Genomic DNA, 17,215 nt, shown 5'->3' with positions numbered 1-17,215 from the left:
GATAATGTCCGGCCTGAAAAGACCGTACGATCCCCAGGCCGGATAGGGCGTCAGCCGCCACCCGATGAATATGCCGTTATTGTTTTGCCGGTTTACGACGGCCGTAGACCAGCCAGGTCACCAGCACGCAAACCACGTAGAAAACCAGGAAGACCTTCATCGCCCCGACCGGGGAGCCGGTCATCGCCAGCGAGGTACCGAAGGCTTTAGGGATAAAGAAACCACCAATCGCGCCGATGGCGGAGATAAAGCCGAGCGCCGCCGCGGTGTCGGTCACCGCTTCGTGCTGGGCCTGTTCGTCGCTGCCGCCGCGTTTCTTCACGCTGTCGAGGGTGATTTGGCGAAAGATCACGGCGATCATCTGGAAGGTGGAACCGCTGCCGAGACCGGCGGTCAGGAACAGCCCCATAAACACCACGTAAAAGGCGAGAAAACTGCCTGAGCCGCTGCCGGGGAGGGTGAGAAACAGCAGGCCGGTGAACAGCGCCATCAGCACAAAGTTCACCAGCGTGACCCGTACGCCGCCGAGACGGTCGGATATAATCCCGCCGAAAGAACGCGCCAGCGCGCCGATAAACGGCCCGAAGAAGGCCAGCTTAAGGATGTTAACATCAGGGAACTGCGTTTTCGCCAGCATGGCGAAACCGGCGGAGAAGCCGATAAACGAGCCAAAGGTGGCCAAATAGAGCAGGCTCAGCAGCCACATATGCGGGCGTTTCAGCACCGGCAGCTGCTCGCGAATCGAAGCCTTTGAGCTGGCGATGTCGTTCATTCCTACCCAGGCGGCGAAGGTGGCTATCACCAGCAGCGGAACCCAGACGAGGGCGGCGTTGCTCAGCGCGAGAAGAGAGCCATCCTCCTGAGGCACGCCATGGATGCCAAGAAAAGCGAAGATGGGCAGAAAAATCGCCGCCGGCGCGATCATCTGCATCACGCTGACGCCGAGATTGCCGAGGCCGCCGTTGATACCCAGCGCGCTGCCCTGTTTCGCTTTGGGAAAGAAAAAACTGATATTTCCCATGCTGGAAGCAAAGTTCGCACCGGCAAAACCGCACAGCAGGGCAATGGTGATAAATACCCAGAATGGAGTAGCGGGGTTTTGAATGGCGACACCCAGCCAGATACAGGGCACCACCAGAATAATCGTGCTTAATACCGTCCAGTAGCGCCCGCCAAATATAGGTACCATAAAGGAGTAGGGGACGCGTAATATTGCGCCGGAAAGCGAGGGCAGAGCGGTTAATAAAAAGAGCTGATCGGTGGTGAAATTAAATCCGACTTTATTGAGATTGACGGCGACGGCGCTGAATAGCATCCAGACGCAAAAGGCGAGTAGCAAACAACCTACGGAAATGCAAAGATTTCTGCGCGCTATTTGCTTTCCCTTATTCTCCCAAAACGCCGCATTTTCTGGTTTCCACTCTTTTAAAAGATAATGATTCTTTTTCTCATTTTTGCTCAGCATATTGCCCTCGAATGAACAGTAACCCGTCAAAAAAGAATAAACTGGTAAAACAGCAAATTAATAAAAGAAATAAAATCAGGGATGGGGATGTATCTGTTGTAATAAATGAAGAATAGATAAGAAAAGCGCGCCGAAAGAGGACGCGCGAATATTAGCTCAGGATTATTTGTTACTAAATGTAACTTAAAATTAAAAAAGTTCCATCGAGATAGAATAATTGATATGCCGATTGAAGGCGGCATCATCTATTTCCTGCATTCCCAGCGCATAAATACCGTCGAGGCCGCAGACGAGAGCAATGAGCCGCCAGGCAATGCTTTCCATATCGTCCCTTGGCTTAAACTCACCGGCAGCGGTTCCCTGGCGGATGATCTTCAGGGTCTCTTCATGCCACATGTTCATGGTGAGCAGATAGGCCCCTTTGATATCGCTGTCGCTATCGGCCAGCAGCTGCGCTTCGCGCCACAGGCGAATGTATGGCTCAAGCCTGCCGTCGTCGCTGCCCACCATAGAAAACAGGCGTTCACGCCACGTGGCGTCGTCGGCGACCAGCGGCATATCCATCATTTCGCGGATCAACCGTATGAAGGCATGGGCTTTTAGCTCGCCCGCGGAGGTGAAATGATGGTGCAGCTGACCGGCGGAGACGCCGGCTTCGGCGGCAATCTGGCGGACGGTCATAGCGCTAAACCCGCCACGAAGCGCTACGCGCATGGCTGCCAGCACAATAACTTCCCGACGCGCATCGCGATTTAAGTAGCCCATAACGTTAGTGACCCCGGTTTTTTTGGCGATAGTAACAAAAAGTTGGACACTCGTTCAACAATCCGGCAGGATCCGTTTCCTGGACGCTTGTCCAGTTTTAACGTTGAGGGAAAGTAGTATGTCTCGGCAATGGTTGACGCTGATGGCGATTTTGTTGGTTTATATTCCGGTGGCGATTGACGCCACTGTTCTCCACGTGGCTGCGCCAACGCTCAGCGTAGCGCTGGGGACCAGCGGTAACGAGCTGCTGTGGATTATTGATATTTATTCACTGGTAATGGCCGGTATGGTGCTGCCTATGGGCGCATTGGGCGATAAAATCGGCTTTAAACGGCTGCTGCTGCTCGGCAGCGGTATTTTTGGCACCGCGTCGCTGGCGGCGGCGTTTTCGCCCACGGCAGAGACGCTGATTGCATCCCGCGCGCTGCTGGCGGTGGGGGCGGCAATGATCGTGCCTGCGACCCTGGCCGGGATCCGCAGCACCTTTTCGCAGGCGCACCAGCGTAATATGGCGCTTGGTCTGTGGGCAGCTGTCGGTTCCGGCGGCGCGGCGTTCGGTCCGCTGGTTGGCGGCATGCTGCTGGAGCATTTTTACTGGGGATCGGTTTTCCTGATCAACGTGCCGATCGTCCTGCTGGTGATAGCGATTAATGCCAAAGTGGTGCCGCGTCAGCCCGCGCGGCGCGAGCAGCCGCTGAATCTTTTCCAGGCGCTAATCCTGATCGCCGCCATTTTGATGCTGGTCTTTAGCGCCAAAACGGCGCTCAAAGGGCAAATGGCGCTGTGGTTAACCGGGCTGGTGGCACTATCTGGCGCCGCGATGCTGTTCTGGTTCGTGCGCAAACAGCTCTCGGCATCGCGTCCCATGGTCGATATGCGCCTGTTTACCCATCGCATTATTTTAAGCGGCGTGATGATGGCGATGACCGCGCTGATTACGCTGGTGGGTTTTGAACTGCTGATGGCCCAGGAGCTGCAGTTTGTGCACAGCAAAACGCCTTTTGAAGCCGGGCTGTTTATGCTGCCGGTGATGGTGGCGAGCGGTTTCAGCGGGCCCATTGCCGGCATGCTGGTATCGCGGCTGGGGCTGCGCGAGGTCGCCACCGGCGGAATGCTGCTCAGCGCCCTGAGCTTCCTCGGCCTGTCGATGACCGATTTCAGCACCCAGCAGTGGCAGGCCTGGGGACTGATGACGCTGCTGGGCTTCAGCGTCGCCAGCGCGCTGTTGGCCTCCAGCTCGGCGATTATGGCCGCCGCGCCGAAGGAAAAAGCGGCGGCGGCAGGGGCCATCGAAACCATGGCCTATGAGCTGGGCGCGGGACTGGGGATTGCCCTGTTTGGCCTGATCCTGACCCGCAGCTACACCTCGTCAATTGTTCTGCCGGGTGGAATCGAGGGCGCGGCGGCGGAGCAGGCGTCATCCTCCATCAGCGAGGCGATTAAGCTGGCGCAGTCGCTGCCCGCCATACCGGCGCAAAGCCTGCTTGAAGCGGCGAAGGCGGCGTTTATTCATTCGCACAGCATCGTGCTGGCGACGGCTGGCGTCCTGCTTCTGCTGCTGGCGGCCGGCATCTGGCGTAGTCTGGCAAAAGCGCCTGAGCTGAATTAACCCTTTAGACAGCCGACTGCCAGATGATTGAAGACGTGCCCATCCCGGGAATTGCCATCAGGGATGGGCTGAAGTCAGTCACGGATCTTGTAGGCCGTTAAGGCGTCGGCCGCCGCCGTTTTAGCGCCGGGTCGCCTGCCAGCAAAGCAGGGAGCCGGCGCACACCATTCCGGCGCCCTGCCAGAATGACCACGACAGCGCGGCGCTGAGCAGTGCCGCCGCCAGCGCCGAGGAGAGCACCGGCGTAAAGTAGGAGGCGGCGGCCAGCAGGCTGACGTTGCCGTGCAGGATCCCGACGTTCCACGCCGCGTAGCCTAATCCCAGGGCAACGGACAGCGCGATCAGTTTGGCTATCACCGGCCAGCTAAAGACCATGGGCGGCTGTTCGCTGAACAGGAACTTTAGCCACAGGGTCAGGGCGGTAAGCAGAACAAAAAGGGTAATCCCGTTTTTGCCCTTCGCGTATTTAGCGGTGACCGTGCAGTAGGCCGCCCAGATAAACGCGCCGATGAACGCCAGAATATAGCTCAGCGGGCTGGAAACCACGTTGCGGATAATTTCATCTACATTCAGACCATGCTCACCGCCTAATACCCAGGTGACGCCGAATAAAGCGAGAAATAATCCCGGAATAACCAACCAGCTGCTTTTTTGGCCGTTAAACAGAATGGCGAATAAAATCGTCAGGCTGGGCCACAGATAATTAACCATGCCCACTTCAATAGCCTGCTGGCGGCTACCGGCTAATCCGACCGACAGCGCCAGGCAAATTTCATAGCTGACGAACAGCAGGCTCCCTGCCAGTAAATAGGGGCGAGGGATCTGGCGTATTTGCGGGAAGCCGACGGTAAAGATCAGCAAAAGGCCGCTCAGGCTGTAGATCATCGCCGCGCCGCCCACCGGACCAAGCCCTTCGCTTACGCCACGAATCAGCCCGACCATGGTGCTCCACAAGACGATAGCGGCCAATCCAATGAGCGTGGCTCTCTTCTTCTCCATATTTAACCTGATGTTGGTTCAAACGCAGTCGGGTTTTATAACACTTTTTTTTCGCTTCCGGGGGATATTTTCCACCGTGCTTAATCCTAATGGAGTAACGAAATTCAACGCGGCTGACTATTAAGGGGTCATGGGTTCAGGACATTGATTTGACGCAAATAAAACAGGGTTATTGCTGTTAATTTCCACTCCCGCAATGAATAAACATCCCGCATGGAGGGGAACAATGGACGTCAGCCGCAGAAAGTTTTTTAAAATCTGCGCAGGCGGTATGGCCGGAACAACAGCCGCTGCATTGGGTTTTGCGCCCAAAATGGCCCTGGCTCAGGCGCGTAATTACAAATTGCTGCGCGCCAAAGAGATCCGCAACACCTGCACATACTGCTCCGTGGGCTGCGGGCTATTAATGTATAGCCTGGGCGACGGCGCGAAAAACGCGAAAGAAGCGATTTACCACATTGAAGGTGACCCGGATCATCCGGTGAGCCGCGGCGCGCTGTGCCCGAAAGGCGCGGGGTTGCTTGACTATGTTCATAGCGACAACCGCCTGCGCTATCCGCAGTACCGCGCGCCGGGTTCGGATACATGGCAGCGCATCTCCTGGGATGACGCGTTTACCCGCATCGCCAAACTGATGAAAGCCGACCGCGACGCCAATTTTATTGAAAAGAACGAACAGGGCGTGACGGTTAACCGCTGGCTGTCCACCGGGATGTTATGTGCCTCTGCGGCCAGTAATGAAACCGGCATGCTGACGCAAAAATTTGTGCGCTCCCTCGGCATGCTGGCGGTAGACAACCAGGCGCGCGTCTGACACGGACCAACGGTAGCAAGTCTTGCTCCAACATTTGGTCGCGGTGCGATGACCAACCACTGGGTTGATATCAAAAACGCTAACGTCGTGGTGGTGATGGGCGGTAACGCCGCCGAAGCCCATCCGGTGGGATTCCGCTGGGCGATGGAGGCGAAAAACAACAACGATGCGACGCTGATTGTCGTCGACCCGCGCTTTACGCGCACGGCGTCGGTGGCCGATATCTATGCGCCTATTCGCTCCGGCACGGACATTACGTTCCTGTCCGGCGTGCTGCTGTACCTGATCGAAAATAACAAAATCAATGCCGAGTACGTTAAACACTACACCAACGCCAACCTGCTGGTGCGCGACGATTTTGCCTTCGAAGATGGCCTGTTCAGCGGCTACGATGCCGAAAAGCGTCAGTACGATAAATCGTCGTGGAACTATCAGTTCGACGAAAACGGCTACGCCATGCGCGACGAGACGCTGCAGCATCCGCGCTGCGTCTGGAACCTGCTGAAGCAGCACGTTTCGCGCTATACGCCGGAGGTGGTGGAGAATATCTGCGGTACGCCAAAGGCGGACTTCCTCAAAGTGTGCGAAGTGCTGGCGTCAACCAGCGCGGCGGACCGAACCACCACCTTCCTTTACGCGCTGGGCTGGACGCAGCATACCGTCGGGGCGCAGAACATCCGTACCATGGCGATGATTCAGCTGCTGCTCGGCAATATGGGGATGGCGGGCGGCGGCGTCAACGCGCTGCGCGGGCACTCCAATATTCAGGGGCTAACCGATTTAGGCCTGCTCTCGACCAGCCTGCCGGGCTACCTGACGCTGCCGTCGGAACAGCAGACGGATCTGCAAAGCTATCTCGCCGCCAATACGCCGAAGGCGACGCTGGCCGAACAGGTGAACTACTGGAGCAACTATCCGAAGTTCTTCGTCAGCCTGATGAAATCGTTCTACGGCGACGCGGCGCAAAAAGAGAACGACTGGGGCTTCCACTGGCTGCCGAAATGGGACCAGGCTTACGACGTTATCAAATATTTCAATATGATGGATAACGGTAACGTCACGGGCTATATCTGCCAGGGCTTCAATCCGGTGGCTTCGTTCCCGGACAAAAACAAGGTGGTCCGCAGCCTGAGCAAGCTGAAGTACATGGTGGTTATCGACCCGCTGGTGACCGAAACGTCGACCTTCTGGCAAAACCACGGCGAGTCGAACGATGTTGACCCGGCGGCGATTCAGACCGAAGTGTTCCGCCTGCCGTCCACCTGCTTCGCCGAAGAGGATGGTTCAATCGCCAACTCCGGGCGCTGGCTGCAGTGGCACTGGAAAGGCCAGGACGCGCCGGGCGAAGCGCGCAACGACGGCGAAATTCTGGCCGGCATTTACCACCGTCTGCGCGAGCTGTATCGCACCGAGGGCGGCAAAGGCGTCGAGCCGCTGCTGAAGATGGGGTGGCACTACAAGCAGCCGGATCGTCCGGAATCAGAAGAGGTCGCGAAAGAGAACAACGGCTACGCGCTGGCGGATCTCTTCGACGCTAATGGCGCGCCGCTGGCGAAGAAGGGCCAGCTGTTGAACAGCTTCGCGCTGCTGCGCGATGACGGTACCACCGCGTCGTCCTGCTGGATCTATACCGGCAGTTGGACCGAGCAGGGCAACCAGATGGCCAACCGCGATAACGCCGATCCGTCAGGCCTCGGCAACACGCTCGGCTGGGCATGGGCGTGGCCGCTCAACCGGCGCGTGCTGTACAACCGCGCGTCGGCGGATATTAACGGCAAGCCGTGGGATGCGAAGCGGATGCTGATCCAGTGGAACGGCAGCAAGTGGGTTGGCAACGATATTCCGGACTTCAATACCGCGCCGCCGGGCAGCAAAACCGGGCCGTTTATTATGCAGCCGGAAGGTCTGGGGCGCCTGTTTGCCCTGAATAAGCTGGCGGAAGGTCCGTTCCCGGAGCACTACGAGCCGATGGAAACGCCGCTTGGCACCAACCCGCTGCACCCGAACGTGGTCTCCAGCCCGGTGGTGCGCCTGTATGAAGAGGATGCCCTTCGCTTAGGTAAGAAGGATAAATTCCCGTACGTCGGCACCACCTATCGCCTGACCGAGCATTTTCATACCTGGACCAAGCATGCGCTGCTTAATGCGATTGCGCAGCCGGAACAGTTTGTCGAAATCAGCGAAGGTCTGGCGAAAGCGAAGGGGATTGCCAACGGCGATCGGGTGACGGTCAGCAGCAAGCGCGGTTTTATTCGCGCGGTGGCGGTGGTGACGCGTCGTCTGCAAACGCTCAACATTAACGGCCAGCAGGTGGAAACCGTCGGCATCCCGCTGCACTGGGGTTTTGAAGGGGTGGCCCGCAAAGGTTACATCGCCAATACCCTGACGCCGAACGTCGGGGATTCCAATTCGCAAACGCCGGAGTACAAGGCGTTTCTGGTCAACATCGAGAAAGCGTAAGGAGCGAATGCATGGCGATGGAAACCCAGGACATTATCAAACGCTCCGCCACCAACCCGATAACGCCCGCGCCGCGCGCGCGGGATTTTAAGGCGGAAGTGGCGAAGCTGATCGATGTCTCCTCCTGCGTAGGCTGTAAAGCCTGCCAGGTGGCCTGTTCCGAGTGGAACGATATCCGCGATGAGGTTGGGCACTGCGTCGGGGTGTACGACAACCCCGCCGATCTGAGCGCCAAATCCTGGACGGTAATGCGTTTTAGCGAAACCGAACAGAACGGCAAGCTGGAGTGGCTGATACGCAAAGACGGCTGCATGCACTGCGAGGACCCGGGCTGCCTGAAGGCGTGCCCGTCCGCCGGGGCGATTATTCAGTACGCTAACGGCATCGTCGACTTTCAGCAGGAGAACTGCATCGGCTGCGGCTACTGCATCGCCGGGTGCCCCTTTAACGTCCCGCGCCTCAATAAAGAGGATAACCGGGTCTATAAGTGCACCCTGTGCGTTGACCGGGTCAGCGTCGGCCAGGAACCGGCCTGCGTGAAAACCTGCCCAACCGGCGCGATTCACTTCGGCAGCAAGAAAGAGATGCTGGAAGTGGCCAACGAGCGCGTGGAAAAGCTGAAGAAACGCGGCTATCCCCATGCCGGGGTGTATAACCCGCCGGGCGTCGGCGGCACCCACGTGATGTACGTGCTGCATCATGCGGACCAGCCGGAGCTGTACCACAACCTGCCGAAAGAGCCGCAGATCGATACGTCGATCAACCTGTGGAAAGGCGCGCTGAAGCCGCTCTCGGCGGTCGGGTTTATCGCCACCTTTGCCGGGCTGATTTATCACTACATCGGGATTGGGCCGAATAAAGAAGCGGATGACGATGAGGAGGAGCATGATGAGTAAATCGAAAATGATTGTGCGCACGAAGTTTATTGACCGCGCCTGTCACTGGACGGTGGTCATCTGCTTTTTCCTGGTGGCGCTATCGGGGATCTCGTTTTTCTTCCCGACGCTGCAGTGGCTGACCGAAACCTTCGGTACGCCGCAGATGGGGCGTATTCTGCATCCGTTCTTCGGGGTACTGATTTTCGTGGCTCTGATGTTTATGTTTGTGCGTTTTGTCCATCACAATATTCCCGACAAGCAGGATATCCCCTGGCTCAAGGGCATTATTGAGGTACTGAAAGGCAACGAGCATAAAGTGGCGCGGGTAGGGAAATATAACGCGGGGCAGAAAATGATGTTCTGGACGATCATGAGCATGATTTTTGTGCTGCTGGTGACCGGCGTGATTATCTGGCGGCCCTGGTTTGCCCACTATTTCCCGATTCAGGTTATTCGCTATAGCCTGCTGATTCACGCGACCTCGGCGATTATTCTTATTCATGCGATTCTGATCCACATGTATATGGCGTTTTGGGTGAAGGGATCGATTAAAGGCATGATCGAAGGGAAGGTGAGTCGCCGCTGGGCGAAGAAGCATCATCCGCGCTGGTATCGCGAGGTGGAGCGTCAGGAAGCGAAGAAAGAGAGCTGTGAAGGGCTGAAGTAAGCGTAACTGAGCAACCCGCTCTGGCTGAAGCCGGAGCGGATCGGGTATTGGTAACAAGGGCGTCAATGGCGGAAATAACTTCGCCTCTGGCGCTTTTTAAGTTACAGATAAAATCTTCGCGCTTGATCAGCTTATTATTAAGGTTTGTCATCATCGGCGAACAAAGCATAAACGTTTCAAATTCAATATTTACCTCAGGAACTAAAGGATGCTGCCATAGTGGCAGATGAGCATTACGCATCAGGGGAATAATTACCCTGGTGGGTAGGTCTTCATAAAAATCATTTTGCACAATCATAAAATAGGGTAGAGAGTGCTTCGTTTGCGAAGAAGGGTTCCGATACACGTCGAATTGTTTAAGCATCAGAGCACCCTGAAGTATTCATCTTCGGTGATGGACCCATGCTCGTCGACGAATTCATTCATTAACCGGATCAACTCGTTACTGGGATGAATTGACTGACTTTCAGCTGTGGGTATCGAGGATAAACGGTGCTTTTTGCTCGTTGATATCGCCTGCTGGAAGCTATCATCCGCTGTGTACTCTTTCATTATCCTGCCTCCGTGTGGTTAATGTCGCCATTATCAACCTACTACCTAAAAAAACAATACAGATTGTCCTGGTTAAGTCGCATTTGCGAGACAGGTTCCATTGAAAAGCAACGGCATGAAATGATGAGATTTTTATGGAACCGCGGTTGTGAATTGTTATCGCTATGCCGTTGCTGGCGACCGGGCAGCGGCGGGGCACGAAATGGCTTTATTGGTTTTTTTAATCTGCAAATAAGCCTATGAAATAATCACGCCGTTTTATGGATAAATATGCCACCCGGCGTTTTTATCTGGTCTGCCGTTTAATAATGCACAATAATGCCGGCGGTATGTTTTATAACAAGTGATTAGTTGTATGAAAAAGACTATTTTTTCGTTAGCGCTTGGCACTTTTGGTCTCGGAATGGCGGAATTTGGCATCATGGGCGTATTACCTGAAATTGCCCATGACGTCGGGATATCTATTCCCGCCGCGGGCAATATGATCTCCTGGTATGCGCTTGGCGTCGTCATCGGCGCGCCGGTGATGGCGCTGTTCTCCAGCCGCTTTTCGTTAAAATCGGTGATGCTGTTCCTCGTGGCGCTGTGCGTTATCGGCAATGCCATCTTTACGCTATCTTCCAGCTATTCGATGCTGGCGCTGGGGCGCCTGATCTCCGGTTTCCCGCACGGCGCCTTCTTTGGCGTGGGGGCGATCGTTCTGTCGAAAATTGCGCCGCCGGGGAAGGTCACCGCCGCGGTGGCGGGAATGATTGCCGGAATGACGGTCGCAAATTTGCTGGGGGTTCCCGCCGGAACCTGGCTTGGCCATCAGTTTAGCTGGCGCTATACCTTTCTGGCGATTGCGGTGTTTGACATCGCCGTGCTGGTCGCCATCGCCTGGTGGGTGCCCACGCTGTTTGATAAACCTACGACGCGCTTACGCTCGCAGTTTCATTTTTTAACATCGCCCGCACCGTGGTTAATTTTTGCCGCGACGATGTTCGGCAATGCCGGCGTATTCGCGTGGTTTAGCTATATTAAGCCGTTTATGATTAACGTCTCCGGTTTTGGTGAGAGCGCCATCATAGCCATTATGCTGCTGGCGGGGCTGGGGATGGTTCTGGGGAATTTATTTAGCGGTAAAGTCTCCGTCCGTTATAGCCCGTTACGTATTGCCGCCGTGACGAATGGCGTGATTGTCGTGACTTTATTACTTCTGTTCCTGCTGGGTGAGAATAAAGCCGCCGCATTAACCCTCGCGTTTATTTGCTGCGCGGCCCTGTTTGCCCTGTCGGCACCGCTGCAAATTCTGCTGCTGCAAAATGCGAAGGGCGGCGAGATGCTGGGCGCGGCGGGCGGCCAGATCGCCTTTAATCTCGGCAGCGCCATTGGGGCGCTATTCGGCGGGATGATGATTACGGCCGGTCCTGGCTGGCGTTTCGTTGCCTTACCGGCCGCGCTGCTTTCGTTTCTTGCGCTCAGTTCGCTGCTGATTTATGCCCGCCATCAGCGGCGTCTGGCCTGATTAAGCCCGCTGGCAGCTATTCCTGCCACGGCTCGCCGAGGGTCAGCATTAACCGGTTGGCCCAGGCAAAGAAAGCCGCCGATTGCAGTAAATCCAGTCGGGCGAGGGTATCCAGCCCCTGTTGCTCGACGGCGGCAAGGTGGTCAACGGACAAAGCGGGAGGGGTAACGGAAATCGCGGCGGCGAAATCGATCTGCGCCTGCCATCCCGGCGTCTGCCCGTCGCTTAACTGCTCTCCCGGCGTCACCGCCAGCAGCGTCTCTATCGCCGTTTCATCTTTGGCCAGCTGTGCCGCTTTGCGCGCATGCACCGAGGCGCAATAAATACAGCCGTTGATTTTGCTCGCCACCGTTGCCGCCAGCTCGCGCTCAGCGCGCGGCAGGCCGCCGGGAGTATAAAAGATCCCTTTGTCGGTTAACGTACGCTGCTCCAGCACCGGCAGGTTGCGCGCCAGCAGGCGGAAGTAGGGCGAATCGCTGTGGCCGAATTTCGCCAGCAGCGCCTGCTCGTCGGGGGTAAATTCCGCCAGCGGTTTAGCCGCCAGCCAGGGCTCCCAGTGCAGTTCATCGCGGGTGAAGTGCACCGGCGCCTTCTTACCGCTGATGGTTTGCGGCGAGGTATGCCAGAATCCCGCCACCGTCGGGGTTTGTGCGACGTGGATATTTTTGCCGTTAAGCAGGCGCAGCCCGACGACCAGCCGGCTCTGGAAGCTGACAAACGCGATAAGCTGGGCGAGGGTGACGATGCCGCGCAGGCTCCATCCGGCGCGGATTAAGGCCTCAAGCGCCGACGGCGTGGCCTCCACGGGCGTAAAGGTCAACAGCCGGGCAAAGGCCAGCGCCGGCGCCAGCCGCGGCGATGTGGGGTCGGCAATGCCAAAGCCGGCGTAGTGGGCGGCCAGCGCATCGCTCTCATGCAGCTTCGCCACCCTCGCGGCCACGGCAAAACGCTCGTCGAGCGGAAAGTCGTTATCCTGCTGACCAAACAGCGTTTCATAACTTCCCTGAGCATGGCGGGTGGCCGCCTCGCGCACGGCTCGCGCCGCCGCTAAGGCGGAATCGGGGGCAATTTCTGCCAGTTCGGCCAATATATCCTGACTGAGCGTCATGGTGACTCCTTATCGTATCTGCGGGGCAATATGCTGAGCGATCAGCTCAATGGAACGAAGCGTGTCGCGGTGCGAGGGTTCAACGGAGTGCACCTGAAACGAAATATCGGTTACCCGCCGCAGGACGCTATCGCGGGCCAGCGAAGCGGCGACGTGCTGCGGGTCGCCAACGTGTGCGTCAAGCTGCGGCAAAAAATCAGTGACAGTGTCACCAATAATATCATGACCTGCGGCGCGATGCTGGGCAGCCTGCTGGCGCAGGCCGGGTTCAGCGACCTGCAGCGCATACTGCTGGCTATCGGCGACAAAGGCCGTCCGCGAGGCGAGGATCCTTGGCTCGACGCCCGCCGGCAGCGCGGCGAGATAGGCGTCAATAATCGGATTCTGGATAGCGTCCAGCGGCAGCGTGGGCTGTCCGGCCGGACGCGGCTGCGTGCGCGAGAGCATCAGCCCGTGCCCGGCCTGAGCCGCGCGAACCGCCCCCTCAATGGAAAAGGTGGCAATCCAGATGCGCTCCGCCAGCTGCGGCGCCTGAGGGTACAGATGATTATCCGGGTGCGAGAGCGAATCCCCGCGCCAGGCGCTTTGAATCAGATGCAGGTGTTCGGCAAATACCGCGCTGCGCTGGTCCATCGTCAGCCCGAAGGGTAAAAACGAGGTGGGGGTGCCGCCGGAGCCGAAGCCCACCTCCAGCCGTCCATCGGCGAGCAGATCCAGCACCGCCGCATCCTCCGCCACCCGCAGCGGGTTTTCCATCGGCAGGGTGATAATGGCGGTGCCAAGACGAATGCGCTCGGTGTGCGCCGCGGCGTGGGCGAGAAAGACCAGCGGCGACGGCAGGCCGCCTTCGTGCTCATGAAAATGGTGCTGAGCGATCCACGCGCTGTCGAATCCCAGGCGTTCCGCGTGGCGAATTTGCTCGGTGGCCAGCCGGTAGCGCTCTTTAGGCGTGGTGTGGTCCAGCAGACGGGTGAAAAAGCCCAGTCGTTTACGCGTCATGCAACCTCCTTGCTCGGGGATGAAAAGTGGGGAATCGCGGCGATAAGCTCGCGGGTATAGTCATGCTGCGGGGCGCTGAACAGTCGGCTGACGTCGCCGTGTTCAACCACCTGGCCCGCCCGCAGCACCGTCACGCTGTGGGCGATACGGCGCACCGTCGCCAAATCGTGAGTGATAAACAGATAGCTCAGCCCCAGCTGCTGCTGAAGCTGCTGCAGCAGCGCGAGAATTTGCGCCTGCACCGTGACGTCCAGCGCCGAAGTCGCTTCATCGAGGACAAGGATCGTCGGTTCAAGGATTAAGGCGCGGGCGATGGCCACCCGCTGCCGCTGGCCGCCGGAAAGCTCACGGGCGGTTCGCGACAGCAGCTCCGGAGCGAGCGCCACGCGGGCGGCGACCGTTTCGACGCGCTGGCGCCGCACTTCGGCGTTGAGGCGGTCGAAGTTTTTTAACGGCTCTTCGATAATCTCAAACAGCGTTTGCCGCGGGTCCAGCGAGGCAAAAGGATTCTGGTAAACGAACTGAATTTTACGCCGCAGCTGGCGGAGCGCCTCGCGGCTGAGATGCCCGGCATCGATACCGTCGATAGCGATATGGCCGCTATCGGCCTTTTCGAATCCCAGCAGGATCCGCGCAAGGGTCGTTTTGCCGGAGCCGGACTCGCCGACCAGCGCGTGGGTGCTGCCGCGCTTCACCTCGAAGCTCACGGCGTCCAGCGCCTGCAAATGCGCGCGGCCTAATGAGAAGCGCTTGCTGATGCCCTCCACGCGGATCGCCGGGGTCGCCAGCACGCGCCCGTTGGCCGGGGCAATGGTCAGCGTCGACCCCTGGAGATCGCTCAGCAGCTGGCGGGTATAGGTATGCTGCGGCGTACGTATGACGTCGCCGGTCGCGCCCTGTTCCTGAATCTCGCCGTGACGAAAGACCAGAAGACGGTCGGCGCGTTCCGCCGCCAGCGCCAGATCGTGGGTGACGAACAGTACCGCCGTGCCGGACTCCCGGCGCAGCGTATCCAGCAGGTCGAGGATCCGTTTCTGTACCGTCACGTCGAGGGCGCTGGTGGGTTCATCGGCAATGATTAAGTCGGGTTTCAGGGCGATCGCGATAGCAATCAGCACCCGCTGCTTCATACCGCCTGAAAGCTGGTGGGGATATTGATCGATGCGCTGTTCCGGGTGGCTCAGCCCAACTTTGGTCAGCAGCGCCAGCACCTGCGCTTTACGCGCCGCGGCGCTGCTTTTTTGATGCAGACGCAGGATTTCCCCCACCTGCGCGCCGATGGTTTTCACCGGATTCAGGGAGTTGCCCGGATCCTGAGGCACCAGGCTAATCCGCGCGCCGCGCAGGCCGTCGAGGCGTTTAGCGGACCAGCCGCTGATATCTTCACCATTAATCAAGATACGCCCGCTGTCCCGGCGCGCGTTATCCGCCAGCAGGCCAATAATCGCCTGCGCGGTGGTGGTTTTACCCGAGCCGGATTCACCGACAAACGCCAGCATTTCGCCGCGTTTGACCTGAAAACTCACGTCGTGCACGACCTCGCGCCATTCACGCTGTGAACGATAGCTGATGCGCAGATGCTCTACGCTTAAAACATTCATCGGCGTTCTCCGCTAAATTGACGGCTAATACGGTTGGCGGCCAGTACGACCGCAATCACCGCAATACCGGGCAGGGTGGTCAGCCACCAGGCGGTGGAGAGATAGTTGCGGCCTTCGGCGATCAGCAGACCCCACTCCGGGACCGGCGGCGGCGTGCCGTAGCCGAGAAAGCTCAGGGTCGAGAGCGCCAGAATGGCCTGGCCGAACTGGAGGGTGGCAAAGGCCAGCACCGCGGTGAGCGAGTTGGGCAGAATATGCCGCCAGAAAACGGCGAAAAAGGTGCCGCCGCTGCCGTAGGCCGCTTCGACGAAGTCGCTGTGGCGTACGCGGACCACCTCCGCTCGCGCCAGGCGGGCAAAGCTGGCGACGGCCGCCGCGCCGACCGCGACGGCGGCGTTGAGCGTGCCGAAACCGAGCAGAATGATGACCGTCAGCGACAGCAATAAAGAGGGGATCGCCAGCAGCACGTCGACCAGGCGCATGATTGCCGACTCCACGCGTCCCGCCAGCGCGCCGGCCAGCGTGCCCAGCGCGGTACCGATAAACAGGCCGATCGCCACCGCCGCCAGCGCGGCGGAAAGCGAATGAACGGCGCCGAAGACGATGCGGCTCCACAGATCGCGGCCCAACTGGTCGGTTCCCAGCCAGTGGCCGGCCTGCGGGGCCAGCCGCTGGGCGCCGGGGAACCCTTCCAGCGGGCTATAGGCGGTAAACAGCTGCGGAGCGATAGCCATCAGCGCGGCAACGATCATCACCGCCCAGGCCAGCAGCAGACCGGGCTGGACGCGCCGCGTACGCCAGTTTGACGTGCGGCGGCGCGCGGCGGTTGCGTAATCCACCAGGCTCATACGGCACCTCCGATAACGGTTTTCAGGCGCGGGTCGAACAGCGGCATCAGCAGGTCGACCAGCAGATTAATCAGCACGAAACCGAGGGCAGAGATCATCACCACCGCCTGCAGTACCGCGATATCCTGATTATTGACGGCCTGCTGCGTCAGCAGCCCCAGACCGCCGCGGCCAAACACGGTTTCGGTAATCAGCGCGCCGGCGATCAGTTCCCCCAGCAGCAGACCGGCGATGTTGAGCACCGGCAGCAGGGCGTTGCCGGTAACGTGCCGCCACAGGGCGCCGGTTTCGCTCAGGCCTTTGGCGCGGGCAACGGCGACAAACGGCTGCGCGGCGACCTGATCCAGACTGCGCATCAGGATTTGCGCCAGCGGAGCGGAAATCGGCACCGCGACGGCAATAATGGGCAAAATCAGCCCCTCAATCGGCCCGGGATTGATCACCGAGATCCAGCGCAGCTGAAAGGAGAAAATCTGAATCAGGGCGATGCCGAGCCAGAACGTCGGCAGCGAGATAAACAGCGCCGGCAGGGATTGCAGCGCGTTGCTGAGCCAGCGCAGGCCCGGCAGCCGTGAGGCGAAGGCGAGGGCGAAGGCCAGCGCCACCGCCAGAGCAAAGGCGGGCAGCGCCAGGCTTAATGTTTCCGGCAGGTTGCTGGCGATAAGCGCGCTGACCGGCAGCCCGGCCTGCAGCGAATAGCCAAAATCGCCACGCAGCATGGCCATCAGCGTGTGGAAGTACTGTCTCCACAGCGGGCTATCGGCCCCGTAGGCGAGGCGCATTTCGGCGATCTGCTCAGGGCTGAGCCCCAGATCCGGATTCTGAAACTTGATCAGTACCGCATCGCCGGGTAGCACCTGTAACAGGACGAAGGAGAGGGTAAACGCGGCCCACAGCACCAGTAAACCCTGACCGGACCGCCGCAGAAGATAGTGACTCATCG

14 protein-coding genes and 1 pseudogene are annotated in these 17,215 nt (G+C 58.7%); 5 read left to right on the top strand and 10 right to left on the bottom strand.

The window, feature by feature from the left end; all coding sequences use genetic code 11:
• Positions 1 to 76: 76 nt before the first annotated feature.
• The gene (locus tag ABLU96_RS10090; RefSeq protein ID WP_014838422.1) at positions 77 to 1,465 is read right to left on the bottom strand and encodes a NarK family nitrate/nitrite MFS transporter; all 1,389 of its coding nucleotides are present in this window, start codon (positions 1,463 to 1,465) and stop codon (positions 77 to 79) included.
• Between the two features lie 189 nt (positions 1,466 to 1,654).
• On the bottom strand, positions 1,655 to 2,230 hold the full coding sequence (locus tag ABLU96_RS10085; protein ID WP_049069852.1) for a TetR family transcriptional regulator: 576 nt from the start codon (positions 2,228 to 2,230) through the stop codon (positions 1,655 to 1,657).
• Positions 2,231 to 2,348: 118 nt separating this feature from the next.
• On the opposite strand from ABLU96_RS10085, the gene ABLU96_RS10080 reads away from it, so the two are divergent.
• Positions 2,349 to 3,839 (top strand): MFS transporter, encoded by a 1,491-nt coding sequence (locus tag ABLU96_RS10080; protein WP_004850706.1) that lies wholly within the window; start codon positions 2,349 to 2,351, stop codon positions 3,837 to 3,839.
• A gap of 120 nt (positions 3,840 to 3,959) precedes the next feature.
• Here the strand turns inward: ABLU96_RS10080 and yddG are convergent, their stop codons facing one another.
• A complete protein-coding gene (gene yddG / locus ABLU96_RS10075; protein WP_064357529.1) occupies positions 3,960 to 4,838 on the bottom strand; it encodes an aromatic amino acid DMT transporter YddG in 879 nt (292 codons plus the stop codon).
• A gap of 226 nt (positions 4,839 to 5,064) precedes the next feature.
• Here yddG and fdnG point away from each other — a divergent pair, with 226 nt between their 5' ends.
• The 3 genes from fdnG to fdnI are packed head-to-tail and all read left to right on the top strand — an operon-like array spanning position 5,065 to position 9,657.
• Positions 5,065 to 8,112, top strand: a complete 3,048-nt coding sequence (gene fdnG / locus ABLU96_RS10070; protein WP_101827102.1) for a formate dehydrogenase-N subunit alpha — start codon at positions 5,065 to 5,067, stop codon at positions 8,110 to 8,112.
• Between the two features lie 11 nt (positions 8,113 to 8,123).
• Positions 8,124 to 9,008 (top strand): formate dehydrogenase subunit beta, encoded by an 885-nt coding sequence (fdxH, locus tag ABLU96_RS10065; RefSeq protein ID WP_014838425.1) that lies wholly within the window; start codon positions 8,124 to 8,126, stop codon positions 9,006 to 9,008.
• Complete coding sequence (fdnI, locus tag ABLU96_RS10060; protein WP_004120645.1) at positions 9,001 to 9,657, top strand: formate dehydrogenase-N subunit gamma; 657 nt, start codon at positions 9,001 to 9,003, stop codon at positions 9,655 to 9,657. The genes fdxH and fdnI overlap by 8 nt, the downstream gene beginning before the upstream one ends.
• 46 nt (positions 9,658 to 9,703) lie before the next feature.
• Here fdnI and ABLU96_RS10055 read toward each other — a convergent pair.
• Both ABLU96_RS10055 and ABLU96_RS10050 read right to left on the bottom strand, forming a co-directional pair.
• Positions 9,704 to 10,021, bottom strand: a pseudogene (locus ABLU96_RS10055) (CcdB family protein); the annotation flags it as partial.
• Positions 10,021 to 10,209 (bottom strand): hypothetical protein, encoded by a 189-nt coding sequence (locus ABLU96_RS10050; RefSeq protein WP_014229282.1) that lies wholly within the window; start codon positions 10,207 to 10,209, stop codon positions 10,021 to 10,023. The pseudogene ABLU96_RS10055 and the gene ABLU96_RS10050, both read right to left, overlap by 1 nt.
• 355 nt (positions 10,210 to 10,564) lie before the next feature.
• Here ABLU96_RS10050 and araJ point away from each other — a divergent pair, with 355 nt between their 5' ends.
• The gene (araJ, locus tag ABLU96_RS10045; RefSeq protein ID WP_025108255.1) at positions 10,565 to 11,716 is read left to right on the top strand and encodes an MFS transporter AraJ; all 1,152 of its coding nucleotides are present in this window, start codon (positions 10,565 to 10,567) and stop codon (positions 11,714 to 11,716) included.
• 16 nt (positions 11,717 to 11,732) lie between these two features.
• Here araJ and ABLU96_RS10040 read toward each other — a convergent pair whose 3' ends face one another.
• From ABLU96_RS10040 to ABLU96_RS10020, 5 genes are read right to left on the bottom strand one after another with little or no spacing between them, the layout of a single operon-like run.
• Positions 11,733 to 12,824 carry an alkylhydroperoxidase domain protein gene (locus tag ABLU96_RS10040; RefSeq protein ID WP_004850720.1) on the bottom strand — a complete coding sequence of 364 codons (1,092 nt, stop codon included), beginning with the start codon at positions 12,822 to 12,824 and terminating at the stop codon, positions 11,733 to 11,735.
• Between the two features lie 9 nt (positions 12,825 to 12,833).
• Positions 12,834 to 13,823: a putative FMN-dependent luciferase-like monooxygenase gene (locus ABLU96_RS10035; protein WP_064404871.1), complete on the bottom strand. Its 990-nt coding sequence runs from the start codon at positions 13,821 to 13,823 to the stop codon at positions 12,834 to 12,836.
• Positions 13,820 to 15,424 (bottom strand): ABC transporter ATP-binding protein, encoded by a 1,605-nt coding sequence (locus tag ABLU96_RS10030; RefSeq protein ID WP_064380347.1) that lies wholly within the window; start codon positions 15,422 to 15,424, stop codon positions 13,820 to 13,822. Before ABLU96_RS10030 ends, ABLU96_RS10035 begins: the two co-directional genes overlap by 4 nt.
• Positions 15,421 to 16,272 (bottom strand): ABC transporter permease, encoded by an 852-nt coding sequence (locus ABLU96_RS10025; protein WP_047723864.1) that lies wholly within the window; start codon positions 16,270 to 16,272, stop codon positions 15,421 to 15,423. Before ABLU96_RS10025 ends, ABLU96_RS10030 begins: the two co-directional genes overlap by 4 nt.
• Positions 16,269 to 17,213, bottom strand: a complete 945-nt coding sequence (locus ABLU96_RS10020) for an ABC transporter permease (RefSeq protein WP_064404873.1) — start codon at positions 17,211 to 17,213, stop codon at positions 16,269 to 16,271. The genes ABLU96_RS10025 and ABLU96_RS10020 overlap by 4 nt, the downstream gene beginning before the upstream one ends.
• Positions 17,214 to 17,215: the final 2 nt, after the last annotated feature.

This window comes from Klebsiella sp. CN_Kp106 (assembly GCF_040064575.1).
Lineage (GTDB): Bacteria > Pseudomonadota > Gammaproteobacteria > Enterobacterales > Enterobacteriaceae > Klebsiella > Klebsiella michiganensis.
This window is presented reverse-complemented; position numbering and strand designations above follow the sequence as displayed.

Coding starts and splice junctions, on each gene's coding strand:
- ABLU96_RS10080 (WP_004850706.1), top strand. CDS start 2,349: ATGTCTCGGCAATGGTTGACGCTGATGGCGATTTTGTTGGTTTATATT.
- ABLU96_RS10035 (WP_064404871.1), bottom strand. CDS start 13,823: ATGACGCGTAAACGACTGGGCTTTTTCACCCGTCTGCTGGACCACACC.
- ABLU96_RS10020 (WP_064404873.1), bottom strand. CDS start 17,213: ATGAGTCACTATCTTCTGCGGCGGTCCGGTCAGGGTTTACTGGTGCTG.
- fdxH (WP_014838425.1), top strand. CDS start 8,124: ATGGCGATGGAAACCCAGGACATTATCAAACGCTCCGCCACCAACCCG.
- fdnI (WP_004120645.1), top strand. CDS start 9,001: ATGAGTAAATCGAAAATGATTGTGCGCACGAAGTTTATTGACCGCGCC.
- ABLU96_RS10040 (WP_004850720.1), bottom strand. CDS start 12,824: ATGACGCTCAGTCAGGATATATTGGCCGAACTGGCAGAAATTGCCCCC.
- ABLU96_RS10085 (WP_049069852.1), bottom strand. CDS start 2,230: ATGGGCTACTTAAATCGCGATGCGCGTCGGGAAGTTATTGTGCTGGCA.
- yddG (WP_064357529.1), bottom strand. CDS start 4,838: ATGGAGAAGAAGAGAGCCACGCTCATTGGATTGGCCGCTATCGTCTTG.
- ABLU96_RS10090 (WP_014838422.1), bottom strand. CDS start 1,465: ATGCTGAGCAAAAATGAGAAAAAGAATCATTATCTTTTAAAAGAGTGG.
- ABLU96_RS10030 (WP_064380347.1), bottom strand. CDS start 15,424: ATGAATGTTTTAAGCGTAGAGCATCTGCGCATCAGCTATCGTTCACAG.
- ABLU96_RS10025 (WP_047723864.1), bottom strand. CDS start 16,272: ATGAGCCTGGTGGATTACGCAACCGCCGCGCGCCGCCGCACGTCAAAC.
- araJ (WP_025108255.1), top strand. CDS start 10,565: ATGAAAAAGACTATTTTTTCGTTAGCGCTTGGCACTTTTGGTCTCGGA.
- ABLU96_RS10050 (WP_014229282.1), bottom strand. CDS start 10,209: ATGAAAGAGTACACAGCGGATGATAGCTTCCAGCAGGCGATATCAACG.